The following is a 14,767-nucleotide window of genomic DNA, read 5'->3' on the forward strand; positions in this document are numbered from 1 at the left end:
ATGGTAGTGTGGGGTTTCCCCATGTGAGAGTAGGTCATCGTCAAGATTAAATTCCGAAACCCCTATCTGCTGATGCAGGTAGGGGTTTTGTTTTTCCCGCTATAAAAGCGTTGGGCCAAAAAAAGGATGACCTGCAGAGGTCATCCTTTTTTCATCCTGGCTGCTAAGCCTCGGGTACGGGGCAGCTCAAATCCCCTTCCTCGCACTTGAGATAGGTCTTGAACGCCTCGACCCGGGCTTTGGTCTGGGCGGTGATGCAATTGTCATAGATCAGTGGATAGACACTGCCGCCCTCAACCCCAGAGGCGGAGAATTCGCATTCGGCATCACGGAAGCCTATCCAGGCACGCTGCGCCTTGACCAGCATTTTCTTGGCCTCGGGATTGTCCTTCAGGCGTGCGGTGATTTGCTTGTACAAACTGTTCAGCTCATTGTCGGCGGCCTTGTTTTCTTTGGCTGCGCATTGGTTCATTTCGCCTTGAGTCGTGGCGTCGGCGCAGTCGTCGGCCTGGGCAACGGCGACAAAAAACAGTGGCGTCAGGGCCAGAAGCAAGCGTAGGGACATGTGGGTCTCTCCTTGAGGGGGTGAAAGCGCCGAGGGAGTTTACATCGCGCCGTGCTGTTTTAAAGTTGGCGGGCGCTAAACGACGGTCCGATACAACTTTCCGGTTGGCCTTGCGGTCTTACAAGCCTACTGTTGAAACACAGGAGGTGACTCATGCATTCATCCGACCGCATTGAAAGAAAGATCCTGCTCAAGGCCCCGCGCTCCCAAGTCTGGCGCGCACTGGCCAATGCCGAAGCCTTTGGCCAATGGTTCGGTGTCGCCCTTGAGGGGAAACGGTTTGTGGCAGGCGAGCGTACCCAAGGGCAAATTACTTATCCAGGTTACGAACACCTTATCTGGGACGTAGCGGTGGAGCGGGTGGAACCCGAGCGGGTCTTCTCGTTTCGCTGGCATCCTTACGCTGTCGAGCCGCAGGTAGATTATTCCCAAGAGTCCGAGACCCGAGTGCAATTCGAACTCGAAGACATGGATGGCGGTACCTTGCTCAAAGTCGTGGAGTCAGGTTTCAACAACATTCCCGAGGCACGCCGACTCAAAGCTTTTCGCATGGACAGCCGTGGCTGGGACGAACAGATGGCCAATATTGAAGCGTTCCTGCACAAGCCTTGAGTTGGCCGGCTGGCAGAGCTAAGGGTTTTCGGAGGGGGCAGGTATAGCGAATGTCTTACACGAGATGGTAGCTATGTCGTCTATTTCATTTTGGATCCGAGGCGTAATCTGGACTCATCCACTGAAGCACAGGAAGTGCTCAGGATCAGGGACGATCGACCATGCAAGGATTAGCTATCGACAGGGAGTCGTAATGGTCTTGGAAAAACCCGCTTCGGCGGGTTTTTTTTCGCCCGCTGAAAAGCCAGGAAAGAGTCCTATAGCGAAACGCTTACACGCCGTTGCTGCTTTCTCGTCTTTCTCCAAGTCACCGGTGGGCCTAATCTATGTTCATCCACTGAGTACAGGGAGTGCTTGGGGTCATGGATGATTGGACCAGGCATGGAATGCCGGACAGGGAGTCAAATTGGTCCTCAAAAAACCCGCCTAGGCGGGTTTTTTTTCGTCTGTGGAAAAGTGGCCTGATCATCCCAGGCGTTGGGTCATGGTACGGTCAGCCCCATCAGCAGCCAAGGCCTGGCCCCCAGGGGTGCGGTCACCACCATCGGCTGCGAGCGTTTGCCCTCCAGGGGTACGCTCGGCCCCATCAGCGGCCAAGGTCTGACCCCCAGGGGTGCGGTCACCACCATCGGCTGCGAGCGTCTGCCCTCCGGGGGTACGCTCGGCCCCATCAGCGGCCAAGGTCTGACCCCCTGGCGTCCGCTCGGCACCATCGGCAGCGACTGTCTGCCCTCCAGGCGTCCGATCCGCGCCATCAGCGGCCACCGGCTGCTGATAATCGCCCGCCCAGGTAAAGAAACGGTCTTGCTGCTGGCTCGGCAGGGCAAACGCACTGGCGCTCAGGGCGAAGGTGGTAACGGCGATCAAGGTGTTGAACGTTTTCATGGTAAAGACTCCGGTCATATCAGGTTGAGTGCCGGGTCGTTCAGATGTCGTGATCTGCTGAACCCGTTGCAGTCGGGACGGTTGTCTTGCTGCATGGGTTCAGATTAGGGGCGAGGCGGGGGCGGGCGTTAGACGGATACTGCCCTGGTTTTGCCTGATCCTGTCTGTGTGCGGGATCAGGCGCTACTGGCTTGCAGCGCCTGGGCACGCAAACGCGCGATGTCCTTGCTCGGGGAGGCGCCAAATAGACGGCTGTATTCACGGCTGAACTGCGACGGGCTTTCATATCCCACCTTGTAGCCAATTGACGAAACGTCGCTGTTCTCCGCCAACAATAACCGTCGGGCTTCTTGCAGGCGCAACTGCTTCTGGTATTGCAGCGGGCTCATGGCGGTCACGGCTTTGAAGCGGTGATGCAGGGCCGAAGGGCTGAGATTGATCATTTGTGCCAGGCTGTCGATGCTCAGTGGCTTGGCGTAATGAGTATTGAGCCACTCGATGGCGCGGCTGATGCGATGGGTCTGGGTGTCGGGAATGGCGATTTCGTGCAAGCGCTGGCCTTGGGCGCCACGCAGCAGCCGGTAGAAAATCTCCTGCTGGGCCAGCGGCGCGAGGGTGCCGATATCATCCGGGCTGTCCAGCAGCCGCAGCAAGCGCAACATCGCGTCGAGTAATGGCGCATCGATGCGATCCAGGAACAATCCACGATCGGTTCTTTCGGTCGGCACGCCGATGGGACTGGCGTCGGCGATCAGGCGGCAGATCTGTGCCGGATCGATGTCCAGGCGAATACATAAATAGGGGCGCTCGGGACTGGCTTCGATCACCTGCCCGGCCAACGGCAGGGTCACCGAGACGACAAGGTAATTGAGCGGGTCATACACGTAGCGTTCGTCCGCCAGGTGCACTTCCTTGCGCCCCTCGATGATCACGCACAGGCCGGGCTTATGCACGACGTGCAGGGCTTCGGTCGGCTGGTCGCTGCGGATCAGGTGCAACGCTTCGATGGCCGTGGCGTGGACGCCGAATTCCGGGGCGAAGCGCATCATCAGGCTCGCTATTTCGGCGCGACGCTGATTGACGCCGTCGTCTGGCGCAATGTGGATGGACGTGGATACCGACATACCAAGCAACCTCCCTGGCCAAAATGAATAGACCGCGCTAGTAAAACCGATTGCGCGGCTGTCGGCCAGAGTCGGATCTATCGCTACAGGATTGTGCAAGTGCGCAGGAGGATCCAGCTAACCCTGGCCTCGGTCGGTTCCCTAATCTGGACCTGTCAAAACGCTCCCACCGGGGGCCAATACAGCCAGACGAGGAAACCATCATGTCCGATATTCAAAACAAAGTTGTGGTCATCACCGGCGCCAGCAGCGGGATTGGTGAAGCCGCGGCGCGGTTGCTTGCGGCTCGCGGTGCTCGTGTCGTACTTGGCGCGCGGCGCATCGATCGTTTGCAAACACTGGTGCAGGAACTCGAAACCGCCGGTCAGCAGGCGGTCTGCAAGGCCGTGGACGTGACCCGTCGTGAGGATGTCCAGGACTTCGTCGATTTCGCTGTCGAGCGGTTCGGCCGGGTCGACGTGATCATCAACAATGCCGGGGTCATGCCGCTCTCCAAGCTCGAGGCGCTGAAAGTCGAGGAGTGGGACCGCATGATCGACGTCAACATCCGCGGCGTGCTCCACGGCATCGCCGCCGGCCTGCCGTTGATGCAGCGTCAGCGCAGCGGCCAGTTCATCAACATCGCCTCCATCGGTGCCTACGCGGTCAGCCCGACGGCCGCCGTGTACTGCGCCACCAAGTACGCCGTGCGCGCGATTTCCGAGGGCTTGCGCCAGGAAGTCGGGGGTGATGTGCGGGTGACGGTGATTTCCCCCGGTGTGACCGAATCGGAACTGGCCGATAGCATTTCCGATGAAGGTGGACGTGCCGAAATGCGTGAGTTCCGCAGGATCGCCATTCCGGCCGAAGCCATCGCCCGGGCGATCGCCTACGCCATCGAACAACCGGCAGACGTAGACGTCAGCGAACTGATTGTGCGGCCAACCGCCAGTCCATTCTGACCGACTTGACCGACAGGAGATGTCCCATGAGAAAGGCATTTGGAGACCAGGATAAATTCGTCGGCCTATGGGTAACGGCTGATGGCGTGATTCGCCATCGGCTGCTGCCGGGCGGACGCTATGACGAAGCACGAGGTGTACGTGAGAGCGCATATCAGGGCGACTACTGGCTGCAGGATGACCATATCGAATACCACGACGACACCGGTTTCACCGCCGATGGGGATTTTCGCGAAGGCGTGCTCTACCACGCGGGGATGGTGTTGTATCGCCAGGAGGGATGATGAACCGATGACCTTTGTGGTGAGGGGACAACTCCCCTCACCACGGATTTCATTTCCATCGGGACTGATCGTTACGCCTTTTCCAACCGCGCCGCAGCACGCTGGGTGATTTGCGAGCGCACCCGGAACGACTCGGCCGCACGCCGGTTCGCCTCTTCCAGCACGCGCGTCGGTGCGGTTTCCGGGCGGCCGGCGTTGAACGGAGGGGCAGGGGCGTATTCGAGCTGCAGCTGGACCAGCTCGGCGGTGTCCTGGTCGAACAGTTCGGCCGCCAGGGTCAAGGCGAAATCGATCCCGGCCGTGATGCCGCCACCGGTGAGCAGGTTGCCGTCGCGGACCACGCGCTCCTTGATCGGCGTCGCGCCCAGGGTTTGCAGCAGGCTGTGATAGGCCCAGTGGGTGGTGGCGCGCTTGCCTTGCAACAGGCCCGCGGCACCGAGCACCAGCGCACCGGTACACACCGAGGTGATGTATTTCGCGTCGGCGGCTTGCCGCTTGATGAAGGCCAGTGTTTGTTCGTCTTCCATCAGGGGGCCGACGCCGGTCCCGCCGGGGACGCAGATCACGTCGAGCTTCGGGCAGTCCTCGAACGTGATGGTGGGCAGCAGCACCAGCCCGGTGCTGGCGGTGACCGGCGCCAGGTCCTTCCAGACCAAATGGACCTTCACGTCCGGCAACGAGGCCAGCACGTCATAAGGCCCGGTCAGGTCCAACTGCTGGACTTGGGGGAATAACAGCAAACCGATCTGCAACGTCATGTCGCGTTCTCCTTTGATGATGCCCGAGGGGTGGACGGTTTTACTTTAGATCCGTAGGCTCTGGCGTATACGCCAATAAGCCCACGAATCACGCCAATATGCCCAAGCCACCGAAAACCGTTCATGTCCTGGCCTTCGCCAATGTGCAAGTGCTCGATGTCACCGGGCCCTTGCAGGTCTTCGCATCGGCCAACGACCTGGCCCGCCAGCAAGGCCTGCCGCTGCCGTACACGCCGACGGTCATCGCCGTGGGCGGTGGGGCGGTGATGTCCTCGGCAGGCTTGGCGCTGATGGCCGAGCCGCTGCCGAGCGAAGGCAGCGACACGCTGTTGATCGCCGGAGGCTGGGGCGTGTACGAAGCGGCGAAGGACCCGGCGCTGGTGGCCTGGGTCAAGGATCATGGCCTGCGTTCGCGCCGGGTGGCGTCGGTGTGCACCGGGGCGTTCCTGCTGGCCGCCAGCGGTTGGCTGGATGGACGGCGCGTGGTGACGCACTGGACCCGCTGCGAACAACTGGCCGAGGAGCATCCGCAATTGCGGGTCGAACCCAACCCGATTTTCATCAACGACGGTCCGGTCTGGACCTCGGCCGGGGTCACGGCCGGCATCGACCTGGCCCTGGCGCTGGTCGAGGAGGACCTGGGCCGTGCGGTGGCGCTGGAGGTCGCCCGGCACCTGGTGGTGTTCCTCAAGCGCCCTGGCGGCCAATCGCAGTTCAGCGTGACCTTGTCGCTACAAAAGCAAGGCAGTCGCTTTGATGACCTGCATGCCTGGATCGCCGAAAACCTCACCCGCGACCTGGCCCTGTCGAGCCTGGCCGCCGAGGTGGGTATGAGCGAACGCAGCTTTGTACGGCACTACCGCGCCGAGACCGGTCAGACCCCGGCGCGGGCCGTGGAGTTGATTCGCGTGGAAACCGCTCGCCGCCTGCTGGCCGACACGGCGGTGTCGATCAAGCGGGTGGCGGTGCAATGTGGCTTCGGCAGCGAAGAAACCCTGCGCCGCAGTTTCCTGCGGGCCATGGGCGTGACGCCCCAGGCCTATCGCGAGCGATTCGCCGTCAGCCCTCAAGCAGATCCAGCAATGCCTTGAGCGTGGCCGCGGGGGCTTCCTGGGGAATGTTGTGGCCAACACCGGGCAGCACTCGGCGCTCATAGAACCCCGTGAAATGCTCGACGTCTTCATCGTGTTCCGACGCGGGCCCCACGCCGTCATCGGCGCCGCACAGGGAAATGCTCGGCACGCTGATGGCCGGTTGTGCCGCCAGCCGTTCCTCCATCCACTCCAGCGTCGGGTCGCCCGGCGCGTACATGAAGCGATGACGGTAGGAGTGGATCACCACGTCGACGAAGTCCGGGTTATCGAACGACGCGGCGCTGAGGGGGTACAGTTCGGCGCCCCGTGTCCAGGTCGGTGACCACAGGCGCCAGAGCAAGCCACACAGTTCGCGCCGGTTCCGGGTCAGGCCCTCGACGCCCCGGGCCGTGTGGAAGTAATACTGGTACCACAGGCGATGTTCGGTTTCCGGGTCCAGCGGTTGTGTGGAGCGCGGAATGTCCTGCAAGTTGTAGCCATCGCCGGTCACCAGGCAGCGCACGCGCTCGGGCCACAGGGCCGCGACGATACACGCCGCCCGACCGCCCCAGTCGTAGCCGCACAGCGCCGCTTGGGGGATGGAGAGTACGTGCATCAGGTCCAGCAGGTCCTGGGCCAACGCCGCTTGCTGGCCGGAACGCATGATGGCCGGGTTGTTGAAGTGGGTCGGGCCGTAGCCGCGCAGGTAGGGCACGATGACCCGGTAGCCACGCTGGGCCAGGGCCGGCGCGACTTCATCGAACGCCCTGGGGTCGTAAGGAAAACCGTGCAGCAGGATGATGGGGGCGCCGCCGGCGGGGCCGTGTTCTTCGTAGGCGATGCGCAGCAACGGCGTGACGGCGAAGTCGATCCTGGGCTCAAGGTTCATGTCGGCCTCCGGCAGTGTGCGGTTGCGTTCAGGCAGGTTCCTGGTTGACGTATTTGGCCCGATCCGGGGTAAACGTCACGATCATGTTCGTGTTGGAACAGGTCAAGGTGCGCTCCTGGGTCATGTCGATGTCCAGGTCCTCACCGCGCAGACCCTGCCATTGGGCGAGGTACTTGAGGCAACCGAATTTTTCGTTTTTCTTCAGGCTGCGGCTGACGCCACCTTTCCAACCCAGCACCGGCAATTCACCGGCCAGGCAACGTTGCGCCAGTTCGGGAAACTTCATCGCCCGGTCGCGGCCGATCTCCCAGCACTTGATCAGGCCCCGGTCCTGGCCTTCCCAGAGGTCCTCGCGGGTCAGGCCTGTTCGGGGTGGGGTGGTGATGGGGCGTTTGATATGGGTCATGTCAGGTCCTTGAGTCGGGTTTTTATCGGGCAGCTCCGCTGCACCCGTGAGAGCATCGATCTTAGGAGGGGTTGGCGGGGCTGGCAACTCGAAAGGGGGCGTAACGATAAATGGGCGAATTGTGGCGATTGCTTCTGTGGCGAGGGGATTTATCCCCGCTGGGCTGCGAAGCAGCCCCAAAATCTGGCAACTCGGTCTGTCAGGTTAATTGAGGTTGTTCTTTTGAGGGGCTGCTGCGCAGCCCAGCGGGGATAAATCCCCTCGCCACAGATAAATCCCCCAACACAGTGGTGCGATGTTCCTACAAAAAAATAAGTGAACCGGAATTTTCCGACGAGTCGCGTCGGTTGTCGGTTCGGAAGGGGTGGGGATAGGCTTTGCTCGTCGCTGCAAAATCAGCGACCGGGTTTGGTCACCCGTCCAATGTCAGGCGCACACGCGCCAACCTCAGCATGTCGGCGCTTTTTTGTGTGCTTGTCGGTATGCTTTGCGGTGGGCTGTGCGCGGGGCACTTTCGAGTGCGCCGGGTGCCTGACTTCCCGGTTGACCAACCTGCGTACCGCCCACCACCCTCGTTTGGTCACGAGGTGAGTGAGCTCAACTTCAAGTCAGGAGTTTCACAATGGTCAAGATCACCCCCAACCCCCCACGCGCCGAAGACCTTTCTGCCTACACCACCCTCGACACAAAAAAACTCCGCGAAGCCGCCGACCGGGCGTTGAACATTCACTTGTCTCCCACCCCAGCCAAACCCGATACCCAGGACGGCCAGGTGTTCACCGTGGTCCCCGGGCTAAACACCGAGTCGGTGCTGACCAGCCTCAGCGAAACCCTGGCCTCGGCCGATGCGCTGGTCAGTGACCTGGGATTCGAGCTGGAGGGTTCCCGGCGGCATGTGGCACTGGGGATTCAGCAGTTGATCGAGCTGGCCAGGTTGCTGGCAAACCGTGCGTTGGATGACATCGAATTGGCCGACTCAGCGCGGTAGCCAGCACACCGCTTTCCCTGTGGCGAGGGGATTTATCCCCGCTCGGCTGCGAAGCGGCCCCCAAACAGACAACCCAATAACCTGACACACTGGGTGTTGGTTTTTGGGCCTGCTGCGCAGCCCAGCGGGGATAAATCCCCTCGCCACAAGGATCTGTTCTCTCTAAAACCAGGGCAGCCCGACTCACGGCTGCCAATGATTCTTCTCCCCGCTCAACTTGCGGTCCAGAAAACTCGCCGCGCTGATCAACGCCAGATGGGTCAAGGCCTGGGGCGTGTTGCCCAGGTGGTAGCCGTGGCTGTCGAATTCTTCGGCGTACAGCCCCAGCGGGTTGGCGTAACGCAGCAGTTGTTCGAATTCCAGCTGGGCTTTTTCCACGCGGCCGGCGCGGGCCAGGCATTCGACGTACCAGAACGAGCAGGCCGCGAATGAGCCTTCGATGCCGCTGAGGCCGTCGACGGGGCTGTCGTCGTTGCGGTAGCGATAGACCATGCCGTCGCGCACCAGGTGTTTTTCGATGGCATCGAGCGTCGAGAGCCAGCGCGGGTCGCGGGCGCTGACGAAACGCACCAGGGGCATCAACAGCATCGAGCCGTCGAGGGCGGTGCTGCCCAGGCGCTGGACGAAATGCTGGTGCTCCTCGTTCCAGAAATTCGTCCAGATGTCTTGGTAGATGGCCTGGCGAGTCTCGTCCCAGCGGGCGAACGGGGCGGGCAGGGAGCGCTTTTCGGCCAGGCGGATGGCGCGGTCCACGGCGACCCAGCACATCAGTCGCGAATGCAGGAAGTGCTGCGTGTCGCCGCGCATTTCCCAGATGCCCACGTCTTTGTCCTGCCAGACCTCGCACACCTGGTCGACCACGTCGACGGTGTGTTTCCAGCCTTGATGGGAGATGGCTTCGCCGTATTTGTTGACCAGGTACACCGCATCCATCAGTTCGCCGAAAATATCCAATTGCACCTGCTGGTAGGCCAGGTTGCCGATACGCACTGGCTGCGCACCACCGAAACCGCTCAGGTGCGGCAGCTCGGTTTCCGGCAGCTCCAGCCTGCCGTCCAGGCCGTAGAGGATGTTGAGCTTGGTCGGCTGGTCACAGCAGTCGCTGACCCGCCCGCGCAACCAGCGCATATAGGCGTTGGCTTCTTCGACGAAGCCCAGGCGCATGAACGCGTAGACCGTGAACGAAGCGTCGCGGATCCAGGTGTAGCGATAATCCCAGTTGCGCTCGCCGCCGCGGGTTTCCGGCAGGCCGAAGGTGGCGGCGGCCAGGATGGCGCCGTGCTTGCGTGAGGTCAGCAGTTTCAGCGCCAGGGCCGAGCGATTGACCATTTCCCGCCAGCGTCCGCGATAGTTGGATTGGCCGATCCAGCCGCGCCAGAACGCCAGGGTCCGCTCCAGGCAGATCGTGCTGACGTCGTCCTGAAGGCGTGGGTCGTCGATGCCACCCAGCAGGAACTCGGCGCTCTGGCCTTGCGTAAGGGTGAACTCGGCCACCGCTGCGTTCCCGTCCAGCGTCATGGGTTGGTCGGCGCACAAGCGCAGGCTCGGTTGTCCCGGCGCCTCGAAACAGATGTGGGCACCGTCCTGGCGCGCCGTGGTGGCGGCCCGGGCATAGTCGTGGCGTACCGCACAGCGCAGGCGAAACGTCGCGCTGCCGATGGTCATGCCCACACGGCGGATCAACACCGGCAGATCATCCTCGCTGTCGCCGATGGGCAGCAGGTCGGTGATTTCCACCACGGCGCCGTCGCTCAGCCAGCGGGTTTGCAGGACGTTGGTGTCGGGCAGGTAGATTTGTTGGCGACGGGCATCCGGCAGGTCTGGCGCGAGCTGGAAGATGCCTGCTTGCGCAGTGTCCAGCAGCGAGCAGAAGATCGACGGGCTGTCGAATTCCGGCCAGCAGAAAAAATCGACACTGCCGCGATCATTGACCAGCGCGGCGGTGCGCATGTCGCCAATGATGCCGTGGTTCTCGATGGGGCTTTGCGGTTCGTCATGATCAGCCATTGCCACGAAACCCCGGATAAAGGCTCATCCCGCCATCGATGAACAGCGTGGTGCCCACCACATAATCGGACAAGTCCGAGGCCAGCCAGACCACCGCGTTGGCAACGTCCTCCACATTGCCGACGCGACCGTAGGGAATCAGCTCCAGCAGCTTTTGCTCCTGCTCGCCCTCGGTGGCTTCGCGATTGATCGCCGTGCGGATGGCACCGGGGGCGATGCTGTTGATGCGGATGCGCTGGTGGCTGGTTTCCTGGGCCAGGCTCTGCATCAGCAGATCGACACCGCCCTTGGACGCGGCGTAATTGACGTGGCCGGCCCAGGGAATGCGCTGGTGCACCGAACTCATGTGGATGATCTTGCCCGCGGCCCGGGACACGCCCTGGCGAATGCCCTGGCGATTGAAGATCCGCAGGGCGGCGCGGGCACAGAGGAACTGGCCGGTGAGGTTGGTGCCGATCACGGTGTTCCAGTCCTCCAGGCTCATGTCGACGGCGGCGGCGTCTTTTTGCAGGCCGGAATTGGCCACCAGAATGTCCAGCGTGCCAAAGGCTTCGAGGGTTTGGGCGAACAACTGCTCGACCTCGTGTTCCTTCGACACATCGGCACCCACGGCGATGGCGCGGCCGCCGTTGGCGTTGATTTCACGGGCCAGGTCTTGCGCCGGGCCGGCGCTGGAGTGGTAGTTGAGCACCACTGCGGCACCCGCGTCGGCCAACGCCCTGGCCGAGCCTGCGCCAATGCCGGAGCTGGCGCCGGTGACCAGGGCAACCTGTCGGGCGAGGGATATCTGCATGGTCTAGCACCTTGAATGGAGGGCCTTACCTGCTGACTGGCGTGAGTTGCGCAGAGTTCATTTGGGTGAAGCGATCTTCACAATCCACTGAACACGCCACCCATGTCGAACACAAAATCTGTGGCGAGGGGATTTATCCCCGCTGTGGCGCGAAGCGGCCCCCTCAAACCGCCTGACACACCACCGTTGCCAGGTTTTGGGGCTGCTGCGCAGCCCAGCGGGGATAAATCCCCTCGCCACAGATAAATCCCTCGCCGCGAGCGCGATGTTCGGCTCTTACCACCCGCGCCCTGAATTCACCCAGAAATTCACCGACAACGACGTCGACACCGACTCCACCTGATGGAACCAGCCTTCCGGCAAAAACAGCAAATCCCCAGCCTCCAATGTCACGCGCATGAAGGTCACGTCCCGGGCGTGGGGGAAGCGTTGGTAGTCCGGCGCGTCCGGGTTGAAATCGCAGCCGTCCAGCCCGCCTTGGGGGGCCGTGGACCAGGTGCCCAGGGCTTCGCGGTGGTGAGGCGCGGCGAGGGTGAAGATTTTCTGGCCCCAGACCTGGGCGAACAGGTTGTCGGTGTCGTCGCGGTGCAGCGGCGTCAAGGTGCCCTTGGGGCCGATCCAGATGCGCGGAGGGATGAACAGCGACGGGTCGAAGTAGGGCGGAAGCTTGATCTGCTCCATCAGCCGCGCCGGCAGGATGTTGTTGCCCATGTAGGCCGGTGGTTCGCCGTCGGCGCCTTTGGCCGCCGGGCTGTCGAGGGAGGCGATGAAGTCGGCCATGGACGTGGAGCGAAAGTCCCGCTCGGTGGAGAAGGTCTTTTTCACGTAGTCGCCGTGGCGGGTGATGCCTTGCAGTTCGGCAAAATGCACCAGGGATTCTTCGCGGCTGAGCTTGAACAACGGCCAGTCCTGCAAGGCATCGCTGATGACCAGCGGAATGCCGTGGGGCAGGTACTGGGCACGAAATTCCTGCACCGACAGCCCGCTGCGAGGCCGTCGTTGCACGCTGCGTTGGGTCGGCAGGCTGGCGGTGAGTTTTTCGCTGAAGCGCGGCGGGGTGGGGTAGCGTTTGTTCATGTCGACCTTTTCCACCACGCCACCGCCATGCCGGGCATGGTCGATGATCTGCGGCAGTAACGTCGCCAGGCCCATGTTGCCGCCGATCTTCAGGCGACCGCTGGCGAACAGTTCTTCCACATTGGCCATGCCGGCCATGATCCCGAGGAAGTCCTTCTCCGCCACCTCGATGGTGACGTCGGGGCTGGTGTGGCGGCCAGCCTCGGTGCGGCTGCTGGCCTTGACCTCGGACCAGTACGCCTGGTGCGGGCCGAACACGAATTGGAAGACGCCTTCGATACCAACGGCGCCGGCATTGGCGAACAGCTTGCCCAGGATGGTTTGCAGGTCCACGGCGGTCACTCTTGCGGGTTTTTGGTCTTAGCAGGTAACGAGGGCCCGGAGCAGAAATTTAGGCCCTCGTCGCTGCGTCATCGACCCTCGCCCTAGCGCGTCGCGACCATGAACACCCGGGGAAACGGCAGCAGCACGGTCCCATCGTCCAGGGCTGGATAAGCCTGCTCGATCGCCTTGAGATAGTGCGCCAGGTACTGCTCGCGTTGCGCCTGGTCCAGCGGCTCGAGAAACGGCCGCAAGCCGCTGCCCTTGAACCATTCCACCACGCCTGCGGCGCCGCCGGCCAAGGGGTGATGGTAGGTGGTGCGCCACACATCGACGCGGCTGCAATGGGGCTTGAGGATCGAGTAATAGGTGCTGGGATCCTCCACCTCGGTACGCGAATCCGCCGCCCCGGCCAGTTGGCTGGCCCAGGGACCGTTGGCGGCGATTTCCCGCATCAAGCGGTGGGAGGGTTGGTGCAGGGTGTCGGGCATCTGGATCGCCAGGCTGCCACCGGGGGCGAGCTTGCCGATCAGCGAGGGCAGCAGGGTGGCGTGGTCGGGCAGCCATTGCAGCACGGCGTTGGCGAAGATCACGTCGAACGGCCCGGGTTCATCCCATTGGCCGATGTCCGCAGTGTCGAACGCCACGGCGGGCAAGCGTTTGCGGGCGGCGTCGACCATGTCGCTGGAACTGTCCAGGCCGCGCACCGTGGCGCCGCTGAAATGTTCCACCAACAGTTCGGTGGAGTTGCCCGGGCCACACCCCAGGTCGATCACCGAACGGGCCTGTGTGGGGGGAATGGCGGCGAGCAGGTCCCGGGACGGACGGGTGCGTTCCTGTTCGAAGGTGACGTATTGCTTGGCGGACCAGCCCATGGCGTTCTCCTGTGCGGTGGAGTGAGTCGAGGTCGCCAGTATAAGGTCGGACGGGGAAGATGGAGCGAACGTAACGGTTTTGACTAATTTTGTGGGTTACGATCTCGTTATCTTTCCTACACGACCGATCGGAGAAAACCGCAGTGACCCAACTGACCCTGCTGTGCCTGCCTTATTCCGGCGCCAGCGCGATGGTGTACAGCCGCTGGCGGCGCAAGTTGCCGCAATGGCTGCATGTGCAACCGGTGGAGTTGCCGGGACGCGGGGCGCGCTTCGACGAGCCGCTGCACACCGACATGGGCCCGTTGGCGATGCAATTGGCGCGGGAGCTGTACCCGACGCTCCAGGCCCCGTACGCCTTGTTCGGCCACAGCCTGGGCGCGCTGCTGGCCTGCGAAATCGCCCATGCCCTGCGTGAACTCGGCAGTCCGGAACCGGTGGCGCTGTTTGCTTCCGGCACTGCGGCGCCGACGATGCGGGCCGACTACGACCGCGGTTTCGCCAAGGCGAAAACCGACGCTGAGTTGATCGAGCAGTTGCGCACCCTCAACGGCACGAGCGAGGAGATCCTGGCCAATGAAGAGCTGATGGCCCTGACCCTGCCGATCCTGCGGGCCGACTTTTTGCTGTGCGGACGTTTCCAGCCGCGGCAACGGCCACTGCTCGACTGCCCGGTGCACGTGTTCGGCGGCACGACCGACAAGGCCACCACGGAGCAACTGATGGGCTGGCGCCAGGAAACCACGGGCAGCTTCTCGGTGGACATGCTGGCGGGCGGGCACTTCTTCATTCATGAGCACGAGGCCAAGGTGCTGCGGCTGATCAAGGATCAGTTGAGCGTGCATCATCGGCGGCATGGGTTGGCCATCAGCGCCTGAGGCACAAATAACCTGCTGTTGTGGCGAGGGGATTTATCCCCGCTGAGCTGCGCAGCAGCCCCCGCCCAAGAAGACAACTCAATTAACCTGGCACAGCGAGTTGGCAGCCTTTAGGGCTGCTGCGCAGCCCAGCGGGGATAAATCCCCTCGCCACACTGTGGGCGGTCTATTGCATGTCGGGATGCTCTTCCTGACACAAATTCCCAAACGCTAATTTTTCCGGTTTGCATTCGTTTCATAGGGACGACTTGCCTTTGTGCCTTGTGCCCACTGATTCCGGATACCCCAGAA

General features: G+C 62.4%; 16 protein-coding genes. 6 read left to right on the plus strand and 10 right to left on the minus strand.

The genetic code is table 11. The annotated features are described in order from the left end of the window. Nucleotides 1–163: 163 nt before the first annotated feature. Complete coding sequence (locus BM317_RS12255; RefSeq protein WP_092174085.1) at nt 164–565, minus strand: lysozyme inhibitor LprI family protein; 402 nt, start codon at nt 563–565, stop codon at nt 164–166. 153 nt (nt 566–718) lie between these two features. On the opposite strand from BM317_RS12255, the gene BM317_RS12260 reads away from it, so the two are divergent. Further along, on the plus strand, nt 719–1,177 hold the full coding sequence (locus BM317_RS12260) for an SRPBCC family protein (protein ID WP_092174088.1): 459 nt from the start codon (nt 719–721) through the stop codon (nt 1,175–1,177). A 465-nt stretch (nt 1,178–1,642) separates the two neighbouring features. Here BM317_RS12260 and BM317_RS12265 read toward each other — a convergent pair whose 3' ends face one another. Both BM317_RS12265 and BM317_RS12270 read right to left on the minus strand, forming a co-directional pair. Further along, on the minus strand, nt 1,643–2,062 hold the full coding sequence (locus tag BM317_RS12265; protein ID WP_092474419.1) for a hypothetical protein: 420 nt from the start codon (nt 2,060–2,062) through the stop codon (nt 1,643–1,645). 176 nt (nt 2,063–2,238) lie between these two features. Continuing rightward, nucleotides 2,239–3,186, minus strand: a complete 948-nt coding sequence (locus tag BM317_RS12270) for an AraC family transcriptional regulator (RefSeq protein WP_092474421.1) — start codon at nt 3,184–3,186, stop codon at nt 2,239–2,241. Between the two features lie 203 nt (nt 3,187–3,389). Between BM317_RS12270 and BM317_RS12275 the strand changes: the two genes are divergently transcribed. Continuing rightward, nucleotides 3,390–4,127, plus strand: a complete 738-nt coding sequence (locus BM317_RS12275; protein WP_060741378.1) for an SDR family oxidoreductase — start codon at nt 3,390–3,392, stop codon at nt 4,125–4,127. A 26-nt stretch (nt 4,128–4,153) separates the two neighbouring features. After that, nucleotides 4,154–4,411 carry an Atu4866 domain-containing protein gene (locus BM317_RS12280; RefSeq protein ID WP_060741379.1) on the plus strand — a complete coding sequence of 86 codons (258 nt, stop codon included), beginning with the start codon at nt 4,154–4,156 and terminating at the stop codon, nt 4,409–4,411. 71 nt (nt 4,412–4,482) lie between these two features. On the opposite strand, the gene inhA is transcribed toward BM317_RS12280, so the two are convergent. Then, on the minus strand, nt 4,483–5,169 hold the full coding sequence (gene inhA, locus BM317_RS12285) for an isonitrile hydratase (protein ID WP_092474423.1): 687 nt from the start codon (nt 5,167–5,169) through the stop codon (nt 4,483–4,485). A gap of 98 nt (nt 5,170–5,267) precedes the next feature. Between inhA and BM317_RS12290 the strand changes: the two genes are divergently transcribed. Further along, nucleotides 5,268–6,260: a GlxA family transcriptional regulator gene (locus tag BM317_RS12290; protein ID WP_092474425.1), complete on the plus strand. Its 993-nt coding sequence runs from the start codon at nt 5,268–5,270 to the stop codon at nt 6,258–6,260. Here BM317_RS12290 and BM317_RS12295 read toward each other — a convergent pair. Next, a complete protein-coding gene (locus tag BM317_RS12295) occupies nt 6,229–7,131 on the minus strand; it encodes an alpha/beta fold hydrolase (protein WP_092174104.1) in 903 nt (300 codons plus the stop codon). The two genes, BM317_RS12290 and BM317_RS12295, sit on opposite strands and share 32 nt — an antisense overlap. A gap of 28 nt (nt 7,132–7,159) precedes the next feature. Beyond that, complete coding sequence (locus BM317_RS12300; RefSeq protein ID WP_092174108.1) at nt 7,160–7,537, minus strand: hypothetical protein; 378 nt, start codon at nt 7,535–7,537, stop codon at nt 7,160–7,162. A 622-nt stretch (nt 7,538–8,159) separates the two neighbouring features. Between BM317_RS12300 and BM317_RS12305 the strand changes: the two genes are divergently transcribed. Continuing rightward, on the plus strand, nt 8,160–8,525 hold the full coding sequence (locus BM317_RS12305) for a DUF6124 family protein (RefSeq protein WP_092174111.1): 366 nt from the start codon (nt 8,160–8,162) through the stop codon (nt 8,523–8,525). Nucleotides 8,526–8,708: 183 nt separating this feature from the next. Here BM317_RS12305 and BM317_RS12310 read toward each other — a convergent pair whose 3' ends face one another. The 4 genes from BM317_RS12310 to tam all read right to left on the minus strand — a co-directional run bounded on the left by BM317_RS12310 (nt 8,709) and on the right by tam (nt 13,598). After that, on the minus strand, nt 8,709–10,532 hold the full coding sequence (locus BM317_RS12310) for a glycoside hydrolase family 15 protein (RefSeq protein ID WP_092474427.1): 1,824 nt from the start codon (nt 10,530–10,532) through the stop codon (nt 8,709–8,711). Then, nucleotides 10,525–11,325, minus strand: coding sequence for an SDR family oxidoreductase (locus BM317_RS12315; RefSeq protein WP_092474429.1), 801 nt, complete (start codon nt 11,323–11,325; stop codon nt 10,525–10,527). The genes BM317_RS12310 and BM317_RS12315 overlap by 8 nt, the downstream gene beginning before the upstream one ends. A gap of 276 nt (nt 11,326–11,601) precedes the next feature. After that, nucleotides 11,602–12,735, minus strand: a complete 1,134-nt coding sequence (locus BM317_RS12320; RefSeq protein WP_092174120.1) for a cupin-like domain-containing protein — start codon at nt 12,733–12,735, stop codon at nt 11,602–11,604. Between the two features lie 92 nt (nt 12,736–12,827). Further along, nucleotides 12,828–13,598: a trans-aconitate 2-methyltransferase gene (gene tam / locus BM317_RS12325; protein WP_092474431.1), complete on the minus strand. Its 771-nt coding sequence runs from the start codon at nt 13,596–13,598 to the stop codon at nt 12,828–12,830. Nucleotides 13,599–13,741: 143 nt separating this feature from the next. On the opposite strand from tam, the gene BM317_RS12330 reads away from it, so the two are divergent. Then, complete coding sequence (locus tag BM317_RS12330; RefSeq protein WP_060741391.1) at nt 13,742–14,476, plus strand: thioesterase II family protein; 735 nt, start codon at nt 13,742–13,744, stop codon at nt 14,474–14,476. Nucleotides 14,477–14,767 lie beyond the last annotated feature (291 nt).

This window comes from Pseudomonas sp. NFACC24-1 (assembly GCF_900115235.1).
GTDB lineage: Bacteria > Pseudomonadota > Gammaproteobacteria > Pseudomonadales > Pseudomonadaceae > Aquipseudomonas > Aquipseudomonas fluorescens_AA.